Origin of the sequence: Phytoactinopolyspora endophytica (genome assembly GCF_004138495.1) — a bacterium.
Taxonomy (GTDB): domain Bacteria; phylum Actinomycetota; class Actinomycetes; order Jiangellales; family Jiangellaceae; genus Phytoactinopolyspora; species Phytoactinopolyspora endophytica.
Map to the genome: position 1 here is coordinate 242,508 of NZ_ML142850.1, position 8,551 is coordinate 251,058.

An 8,551-nucleotide genomic window follows, 5' to 3' on the forward strand; every position below is an offset into this window, starting at 1 on the left:
TCTTCCTCTTCTTCTCGCAGAGTCCGATGCTCACGCTCACGTTTGCTGTAGGTAGCCTGCCTGACAGCTTCTTCGCCCTCCAGGCTGGAGCCGACGGCACCGGCGACGGTCCCCATCGAGCTGGCGAGCCACGCGACGTTCACGTAATCGGCGAACGAGACCGGATGGCCCAACGTCGACTCCAAGTAGTCGGAAGAGATCACCACAAGCGCAGCCACCACTATGGCCCCGAACAGAACCGCATACATGAACGCCACACCGATCAGCAACGTCACGACCGTCGACACGTTGTAGAGAACCGACTGCTGACGGGCCGACGCTGCGGAGGGTCTTTCCCAGAGTGTGTTGTAGATGATCAGCCACGTCGACATGGCCGCGATCGCCAGGACCATCACCAGCGCCTTCCGCAACGGGCTCAGAGCATCGCCCAGCTCCCACATGTTCGAGTAGAAGACGCCGAACGCCGCGATGCCCATAGCCGCCGCGATGGCGGTCGACATGCTCGGCACAAGTCGCCACGGGCGGTTGGTCCGTACCATGCCGAAGAGCAGGCGCACCTTGCCGCGCCGCCCGCTCAGCGCGACGTGCGCCTCGATGTTCTCCTCCTCCCCCGGAATCTCATGCGCCCCAGCTATGATCTTCGTGGCTGGACGGCGGCCGTGGGCAGAGCGTCGATCGGTCTCTGACCAGCCGAGAATCGGCGCGGCCAGCCGAGAGATCAGGTACGCCACGGTCGCTCGCACGCGCGCACGCGCGCGGAACCACCCCAATGCCGGCACGGACACGAGGGCCGCGGCATTGGACATGCTCAGGTCGAAAACGTGTGGCCGCACCCCTAGCCGCCGCGGGAGCTCTGTGAGACAGACCATCAAGTCCCACCCTTCCTCACGGAGCCTCTTGTCCACCCCACGGACCAATGCGACTTGACCGTCGTCGTCGAGCGGAAGTTCGTAGAGGCGTACCTCGACCTCCCAGGACACCTGGTCGTCGAACGTCTCCGACAGCTGCTCCGGGAGCCACTCGCTGAGTCCTTGGGCAAACTCGGCCGGTAAGCCTGGGTCCGCCACGAGCCCGATCGTCAATGAACGCTCCGCCGCCTTGTCCCAGTCCTCCACTGACACCCGCACCGCCTCTCCGCCGCCGTTCCATGTCTTCGTCTCATCACCTCGCTACCCGGCGGCGCGGGCACCACACCCGTGCTGCTCATTCACGCAATGACACGGAGTGCCAATTCACTGCCGCGAGCCACCTACGACCACCCGGGCGCGCTGATCGCGAATTGGGCGTTGACACACGGTGGCGGCCTGTGCTTCGGTAGCAATATAACGACGTGGTTAAGAAGCAGCCACCAGACCACTTGAAACCTGAGTAGGTGTTGGCTGTGTCCGCTCATATCTCCACAACCCGTCGCCCCGCATCCCAGGCCACCAGCCGGAACGACGTCGACCGCGTCGAGCTGACACACCGTCTGCTGAAACAAGCCGCCTCCGCGGCCGCCGACGAACGTCGCCGACTCCAAGACGAAGCCATCGTGCTCAACACCGGACTCGCCGAATCCATCGCCCGGCGCTACGCCAAACGCTCCGACGAACAATCCGACGTCACCCAGGTCGCCTATGTCGGACTGGTCAACGCCGTACGCCGGTACGCACCAGATCGCGGCATCGACTTCATTTCCTTCGCCATGCCCACCATCACCGGCGAGATCAAACGGTTCTTCCGCGACCAAGGATGGACCGTGCGCCCACCGCGGCGCATCCAGGACCTACACCGCCAGATCACCGCAGCCACTTCGCACCTGTCCCAGACACTCGGCCGCTCCCCCAGCCCCGAGGAACTCGCCGACCACCTCGACGAAGACGTCTCCGACATCAACGAAGCCCTCGGCTGCCGCAGCTGCTACACCCCTGTCTCCATCGACGCACCCACCCGCACGGAAGAAGGAGCGTCCCTGTCCGACATGCTCGGCGACGACGACGCCAACTTCGACCGCTCCGAAGCGACCACCGCACTCAAACCCCTCTGCCGCGAACTACCCGACCGGGACAAGCGCATCCTCTACCTACGCTTCTTCCACGGCTGGACCCAGCAAGAGATCGCCCAAGAACTCGGCGTCACACAGATGCAGGTCTCCAGACTGCTCGCCCGCATCCTCGGCCGGCTACGCGCCGGACTCGGGAACCTCGACGCGACCGACCACCCCCAGCTCACGCACCGCCGGGACCATCGTGGTCCGCAGTCAACCGCTCGACGACGTCACGCAGCCTGACATGGCGAACGTCGGCACGGCGGCCACTAAGCCCGCAGCGAAACCACTCCAGCCGAGGAGCAGCAAGCCGATACGTTGAGCACATCGGTGATGGCACGGCGGTCACCGCCCAGCGTGGAAGGTAACTCCAGATGTCGGATCTGCCTGTGATCGGCCCAGAGGAACACAACCGGCGTTCGAGGCCACTCCTGCGGACCACCCTCGGCAAGGTGCTGCGCCGCGCCCGCCTCGGTCAACGGCGGACACTCGCCGACGTGGCCCGCGCCGCCCGGGTATCGGTGCCGTACCTGTCCGAGATCGAACGTGGCCGCAAGGAAGCCTCGTCCGAGGTGCTGGCCGCCGTGTGCGGGGCGCTGCGGATCGAACTGCCCGACGTGCTGGCCGAGGTCAGGAGCGAGCTTGTCGCCGACCACGCCCGCCATGCGCGAGTGGTCCGGCTGGACGCCTTCCGTGCCAGGCGGACGCAGACCCGCCGGCCCGGCCCTTCGTCCGGCGACGTCACCCTCCTCGCGGCCTGATCACCACCCGGCAGCCGATTCGGCCATGACCGCCGCGCGGCTGGAGATGACCTGGTCCGCCAAGCCGTAGTCGACGGCTTCCTCGGCCGTGAAGGTCTTGTTCCGGTCGGTGTCTCTCTTGATCTTGTCCAGCTGGTGACCGGTATGCCTGCTGAGGATCTCGTTCATCTCGGCACGGACCTTGATCACTTCCTTGGCTTCCACGGCCAGATCCGGCAGTGTCCCTCTGGCCTGGCTCGACGGCTGGTGCAACTGCACCTTGGCGTGCCTGAGAACGGATCGCTTGCCAGGCGCCCCGGCGGCCAGGATCACCGCGGCGGCGGACGACGCCTGCCCCATGCAGAACGTGGCGACGTCGGCCCGGATGAACTGCATCGTGTCGTAGATCGCCGTCAGCGCGCTGAACGAGCCGCCCGGTGAATTGATGTAGAGGCCGATCTCCACATCGGGGCTGACCGACTCCAGATGGAGCAGTTGCGCCATCACGACGTTGGCGACGCCGTCGTCGATCTCGGTGCCGATGAAGACGATGCGCTCCGACAACAGCCGGGAGTAGATGTCGGAGACCCGTTCCCCGCCGGCGGTCTTCTCCACCACTGTCGGGATGGTGTACTGACTCATCGTCGTCACACCCCGATCCGCTGGGCCGTCGCGGGTCGCACGTCGTCCACCCGCTCCACGATGTGATCGACGAACCCGTAGCTGAGCGCCTCCTCCGCGGTGAACCAGTGGTCACGCTGGCTGTCCCGCTCGATCACCTCCGCCGGCTGCCCGGTGTGCTCCGCCGTGAGCCTGTTCATCAGTGCGCCCGTCCGCTCCAGCTGCTCAGCGTAGATCTCGACATCGGCCGCCGTGCCGCCGAAGCCGGCCGAACCCTGGTGCATCAGCACCTGAGCATGCGGCAGGCTGAACCGCTTGCCCGCGGTCCCGGCGCACAGCAGGAACTGCCCCATGCTGGCGGCGAAGCCCATGGCCAGCGTGCTGACGTCGTTCGGGATCATCCGCATCGTGTCGTAGATCGCCAGCCCGGCGCTGACCGAGCCTCCCGGCGAGTTGATGTAGAGGCTGATGTCGTTGCGTGAATCCTCGGCTGAGAGCAGCAAGAGCTGCGCGCACAGCCGGTTCGCCACCCCGTCGTCGACCTCGGTCCCGAGGACGACGATCCGCTGGTGGAGCAGCCGCGTAGCCAGCTGGTCATCGAGTGTGCCCGCGGCCGTCGCGGGCGCTGCGGCAGAAGTCGCCATGGTCTCTCCCTGGGTTGATGGTGAGGCCCGAACTCCCCGGGCCTCACCATCAACCATGCGGCGGCCCGCTCTGCCCGGCCAAGACAATCTGCCCACAGCAGAGCAGGCTCACCATCGAGCGTTCACGACTAACCTGGCGGCACGGCTCAGCCGGTCGGTGTGCCGTCGTCGTCGATGTCGATCACGCCCTCGTCCGAGTAGGTTCGCCGCTCGGTTCGCACGAGGTCGAGGTTCTCATCGAGCACCGGGAACACATGGACCGGAGTCAACGTGACTCGGGTAGTCCTACCGACGCGCGTGACGTTGATCTCTAGGTGTCCATAGTGCTTGCCACCGGAGACCAAGTGCGGCTCGCCGTTGACGACGTCCCATAGCTCAGGCTCACCCTGATCAGCCGTCCATTGGCTGAATGCGTTGTAGTTGAGTTGCGGGCTATCGAGCGAGGGACCGTCTCGGCGAACACCGCGAAGGCCGTCCCCCGATACGCCGACGTCGTAATAGTGGACACCGACGCCGTCGGCGTCTGAATCGACGAAGCTCCGTTCGAACATCTCGCTGTGCCCGGAGATCACCGCGGCGACCCCGTACCGCTCGAAGAGCCGGTGATAGACCCGCATCGGCGTACCACCTTGCCCCGACGTCAGCGAGTGGTTCATCGGTAGGCCGTGTTCGCCACTGCTGAACGGCGCATGGTGGAACTGTACGAAGACGACCTGCCCGGACGCCCGTGCGTCGCGCAGCTGTTCCTCAGCCCAGGTCCACTGCCGGCTGTCGGGACTGAAGTCCGACAGATCGGTCCCGCCGGCGGCTTCATACTCCTCGCGAGTGAAGTTCTCCTGCGTGTCCGTACCCGGGCCGGTGTACTCCCTGCCGGAGAGTCTGTCGTCTGGCGCATAGGCGTCCGCGCTGTCGTCAGGCTCTCCGTTATTGCTGTCCAGGGTCAAGACGGTGACCGGGCCATAGTCGACGCGATAGTAGTTGTCCTGGTGCTCCGGCGTGCCATTGCTAGGACCGTCGAAGTACGCGTGGAACTTCGCGCGCGATCGGACGACCGGCGCACGGTCGTCCGGCGTTCCGTAACCGCCGTTGATGGAGCCGTAACTCTCCCAGTTACCGAGTGCCGGCAGAATGGGCACGGACGATAGCAGGTCGCCGTTCTCACCTGCCGTGTGCCGGAAGAACTCATCCCAACCGGGCTGATACCCGCCGCCCTGGACCAGGTCTCCGGCGAAGAGGACGGCGTCGGGCGACCTGTCTTCGACGACCGCAAGGTTGCTGCCGAGCCCTTCGTCCTCGGTAAGCGGATACCGAAGAACGCGAGTGCCTGACAAGGTGGTGGTTCCGTGGACCTGGTCCCACGCGGAGCCCGGTTCTGCGGAGGGCCGGTCAAAACCGCCGTCGGCCAACGCACCGGGCGCCCACTCTCGCTGTTGTACGCGCCCTCGCGGCTCGGTCTCTGAGTCCGCCATCGCGATCAGCCGAACCTGCCGCCAGTCTTCAGAGCTCGGGGCGGTCTCGAAGTGGCCCCGGAACGTCGAATCACCCTGCTCTACGGTGTAGCGGTATCGGTGACCTGGCTTGAGGCCCTCAACTGGGACCGTGTGTTTGAAGCTACTGGGTCCCTGCAGCCACGACCCTTGTTCTAGGCCGGGTATTTCCTGGTCTAGTTCCGCGCTCGTGTATGACAACTCCGACTGCAGCTGGCCCTCGACGTCGTAGGTCAACTTTCCAGCGATTCCCGGCCCGCGCACGACCAAGCGCCCGGGCTCTGCTTCCTCTGTGAACCAGGTGACCCTGACACCCGACGCGCTCGGGTCTTGGAGATAGGGAAGGATCCGGAAATCGGCATCTGGCTGTCTGGATCCCGCGGCCGGCGCGGCGAAGCCGATGGGCAACAGAGCCACGACGAGGCCGAGAGCCACGAGGGATCGCTTCTTGTCACGCATGGTCTGCCTCGTTCCTCAGCGCCACGTCACCGACGACGATTCTGTGGTCCGAGTAGGGCGTCGACAGCACCCGGCCTGAGTCGGTGTCCACCTTGAAGTGCCGGCGGTCGACGAAGATGTAGTCGATCTTGCGGTTGCTCCGGTAGGGCTGGTCGTAGATGTCCGGAGCGCCCTCCGCCCCCATGGTCCATTCGCCCTGCCGGAGCGGACAGTCCTCGGTGCCGAGGTTGAACCGCCGAATGTTGCCGCGCCAGCGCGGGTCTCGGCCATCAACCTCCTCGAATACGCCGTGGCCGCCGCATTTCGCGTAGAAGAAGTCGAGTGACGGCAGGAATGGCAGCTCATTCAGATCCCCGAGCAGGGCGACCGGCATGTGCTCTGTCATCGGCGTGATGGCCTCGGAGATCAACTTGGCCTGTGCGTAGTTGATCGAGCGCCCGTAGTTCGGATCACTGGAGATGTCCGGATCGTCCGGGAAATACGTCTCGTTGATGATGACCAGAGGCACCTCGGTGTGCGTCACACACGCTCGGATGACCGCCGCGTCCGGCACGTCGACATCGCCGCACACGAGCTTCCGGAAGCGCTGCCGGTAGTGGTAACCAAGGTCCAGGTATGGCGTGTCACCGAACATGACCTGCTCGGACGGGTGCTTGCTGAGCAGACCCATGACGTACCACCCGTCTGGGTTGACCTCCGGGTCGTAGCAGTTCGGGATGTTGTAGTTGGTGACGACGACGTGCTCGGTGAGACCTTCGTATCCGGGCTCGGCCTTCAACCGGTCACGCAGCGCGACCCATTGCGTGTAGCACATCTCGTTGAGGCCGATGATCTCCGCGTCCTCGTCGGAGATCTTGTCCACGGCATCGTCTACCGGAGCTCCGGTGCGGCCTTGGTTGAAGCCGTTTCCGGCGAAGTTGAAGTCGAGCATCCGTACCGTCGACTCATCCTGCGCCACAGCCGCCGCGTCCGGAGACTCTGTCGCCATCGACACGGTAGGCGTCATCACGGCACCGCATACAGCGATCGCGACCACGACGTGTTTGAACCTCACGTGACCCTCCCCTTCCCACAAACCTGTCTAGACCAGTATTTTGACCGGAATGTAGCACCCATCGCCGGAGGCAACAAGAGGCCATGCGCCGCTACGAAGGCAGCGGACGCGACAGGTCCGGGCGGATTCGACTACCCGCCGAATAGCGGTTGCTTATAGCTCCGAAGGGCGGCTGACGTGCATCTGGATGGCATATCGGTCACCTCGGTACAGTGACCGCCCGAACTCCACGACCTTGCCCATGTTGTCGACCGCCACACGCTCCACGGCAAAGGCGGGATCGTAGTCAGGAACTTCCAGCCGACTGGCCTGACCTGGGCTGAGTCTCGCAATCGACACAGTTTGCTCTGCGGACTCGAGTCGTACGTCAAAAACCCGCGCCAGCACTTCGTAGAGCGAGTCATCCTTCCCCATCTCGGCGAGCAGACTCGGAAACCTCTCCGCCGACAGGTTGGTGCTCTCCAGCGCCATGGGAACCCCGTCTGCCGTCCTGACCCGCTCGATGGAATGCACGTGCTCTCCTGGCTCAATACCGAGCCGGGCGGCGACGTTGCGTGGCGACGGACGGGTACGGGCTCGGTATCGCCGCGACCCCGGTGTCATGCCGCGGTTCTGCATGTCTTCGCTGAACGACCGGAAGATCTCAGAGTGTGTGAGCGTCGGGTGCTGCACGAACGTCCCACGGCCGGCGACTCGACGGACCAGGCCTCGGCTTTCGAGTTCGTTGATCACGCCGCGAAGGGTCATCCGCGCCACACCGAACTGTTCCGCGAGCACTCGCTCAGATGGGAGCAACGAGCCCTCTCTGGATTCAAGCACCAGCGATGTCAGGACATCCCGGATGTGCTCACCCTTGGGGCGAGTCCCATCAGCCACGAACACTTCGGGCCTGCCATCCGCAGGCTCGTGTCGCTGCCTCGGCAATTCCTCAACTCCTCTGCTGGCCAGGACTACGCCCATCCTACGTACGGCACCTGGCGGTCGGACCGGCTTCAAGCATTGACGACCGGTATAGACCAGTATATCGTCAGAGCCCACGGACGCCACTCATCCAACTGGAGACTCACATGACCAGCAGACGCCGCGGCGCTATCGCCGCTCTGGGAACGCTGGCGCTCGGCATCGTGGCATGCAGTCCGAGCGATCCCGAGGGCAGCACTGGCTCGAGTACCACCGACGACATCAATCTGGAGGTTTGGGGATGGCGGCAGGAAGACGTCGCCGCCTACGACAAGATCTTCCAGATCTATGAGGCCGCTCACCCCAACGTGACCGTGGAATACATCCCGTACAAGGCCGACGAGTACGACACCATCCTCCGCACCGGGCTCTCCGACGAGAACGGGCCCGACGTCGCGCAGTTGCGATCGTACGGCTTGCTTCAGCCGCTCATCGCGTCGGAAAGCCTTGTTCCACTCGACGCTGAGATCGAGGATCTGGCGGATTTCCCGGACGAAATCCTCGACGGCGCCCGAGGTGTCGACGACGACCAGGTCTACGGTGTGCCCTTCGCCCTACAG

Annotated in this window: 9 protein-coding genes; 3 read left to right on the forward strand and 6 right to left on the reverse strand. The window is 64.7% G+C overall.

All coding sequences use genetic code 11. The features are described from left to right. On the reverse strand, nt 1-1,127 hold a 1,127-nt coding region (locus tag ELR45_RS04460), incomplete at its 3' end, for a hypothetical protein (RefSeq protein WP_205855938.1). Between the two features lie 254 nt (nt 1,128-1,381). On the opposite strand from ELR45_RS04460, the gene ELR45_RS04465 reads away from it, so the two are divergent. Next, nucleotides 1,382-2,269, forward strand: coding sequence for a SigB/SigF/SigG family RNA polymerase sigma factor (locus tag ELR45_RS04465; protein WP_205855939.1), 888 nt, complete (start codon nt 1,382-1,384; stop codon nt 2,267-2,269). A 131-nt stretch (nt 2,270-2,400) separates the two neighbouring features. Further along, a complete protein-coding gene (locus ELR45_RS04470) occupies nt 2,401-2,787 on the forward strand; it encodes a helix-turn-helix domain-containing protein (RefSeq protein WP_129663786.1) in 387 nt (128 codons plus the stop codon). Here ELR45_RS04470 and ELR45_RS04475 read toward each other — a convergent pair whose 3' ends face one another. The 5 genes from ELR45_RS04475 to ELR45_RS04495 form a co-directional block, all read right to left on the reverse strand. Beyond that, entirely contained in the window at nt 2,788-3,408 is a 621-nt protein-coding gene (locus tag ELR45_RS04475) for a ClpP family protease (RefSeq protein WP_129663788.1), read from the reverse strand. It abuts the gene before it with no gap. Between the two features lie 5 nt (nt 3,409-3,413). After that, nucleotides 3,414-4,031: a ClpP family protease gene (locus tag ELR45_RS04480; protein ID WP_129663790.1), complete on the reverse strand. Its 618-nt coding sequence runs from the start codon at nt 4,029-4,031 to the stop codon at nt 3,414-3,416. 146 nt (nt 4,032-4,177) lie between these two features. Continuing rightward, on the reverse strand, nt 4,178-5,977 hold the full coding sequence (locus tag ELR45_RS04485; protein ID WP_129663792.1) for a metallophosphoesterase: 1,800 nt from the start codon (nt 5,975-5,977) through the stop codon (nt 4,178-4,180). After that, on the reverse strand, nt 5,970-7,031 hold the full coding sequence (locus ELR45_RS04490) for an endonuclease/exonuclease/phosphatase family protein (RefSeq protein ID WP_129663794.1): 1,062 nt from the start codon (nt 7,029-7,031) through the stop codon (nt 5,970-5,972). Before ELR45_RS04490 ends, ELR45_RS04485 begins: the two co-directional genes overlap by 8 nt. Nucleotides 7,032-7,184: 153 nt before the next feature. Further along, nucleotides 7,185-7,907 carry a GntR family transcriptional regulator gene (locus ELR45_RS04495; RefSeq protein WP_165367473.1) on the reverse strand — a complete coding sequence of 241 codons (723 nt, stop codon included), beginning with the start codon at nt 7,905-7,907 and terminating at the stop codon, nt 7,185-7,187. A 191-nt stretch (nt 7,908-8,098) separates the two neighbouring features. On the opposite strand from ELR45_RS04495, the gene ELR45_RS34575 reads away from it, so the two are divergent. Further along, on the forward strand, nt 8,099-8,551 hold a 453-nt coding region (locus ELR45_RS34575), incomplete at its 3' end, for an ABC transporter substrate-binding protein (RefSeq protein WP_165367474.1).

Bases quoted from the DNA above. Each gene is read 5' to 3' on its own strand.
- ELR45_RS04470 (WP_129663786.1), top strand. From the start codon at position 2,401: ATGTCGGATCTGCCTGTGATCGGCCCAGAGGAACACAACCGGCGTTCG.
- ELR45_RS04485 (WP_129663792.1), bottom strand. From the start codon at position 5,977: ATGCGTGACAAGAAGCGATCCCTCGTGGCTCTCGGCCTCGTCGTGGCT.
- ELR45_RS04475 (WP_129663788.1), bottom strand. From the start codon at position 3,408: ATGAGTCAGTACACCATCCCGACAGTGGTGGAGAAGACCGCCGGCGGG.
- ELR45_RS04480 (WP_129663790.1), bottom strand. From the start codon at position 4,031: ATGGCGACTTCTGCCGCAGCGCCCGCGACGGCCGCGGGCACACTCGAT.